The 402-nt window shown below is 76.1% G+C and carries 1 protein-coding gene; it reads right to left on the reverse strand.

The features are described 5' to 3' along the window. Positions 1-128: 128 nt before the first annotated feature. Positions 129-402 (reverse strand): C40 family peptidase (locus tag ACFV0G_RS21615; RefSeq protein WP_380550132.1); only part of this gene is annotated, 274 nt, incomplete at its 5' end.

Genomic DNA, 402 nt, shown 5'->3' on the forward strand with positions numbered 1-402 from the left:
CCCCTCGGCGCCGCTCTGAGCTCCCCGTCGGCGCGCGGCGGGGTGGGGGGTGGGGGCCACGCTACTCTCGGTTGGCGCGCCCGCGGGGGGGGGGCGACCCGTGGGGGGCGGCGGGGCCCCCCCCGGGGTCAGGGGCGGACGGCACCCACGTAGGGCATGTACTCGATCGGGGTGATCTCGATGTTCTTGCCGGTGCGCGGGGCGTGGATCATCTTGCCGCCGCCGATGTAGATGCCCACGTGGTGCAGGTCGGAGTAGAAGAACACGAGGTCGCCCGGCTGCAGGTCGGCCCGGGCGACGTGGCGGCCGGCGTTCCACTGGTCCTGGGAGACCCGGGGCAGTGACACCCCGGCCGCGCGCCAGGCGGCGCCGGTCAGGCCGGAGCAGTCGAAGGTGCCGGGG

This window comes from Kitasatospora sp. NPDC059571 (assembly GCF_042735675.1).
In the GTDB taxonomy this organism is placed as follows: domain Bacteria; phylum Actinomycetota; class Actinomycetes; order Streptomycetales; family Streptomycetaceae; genus Kitasatospora.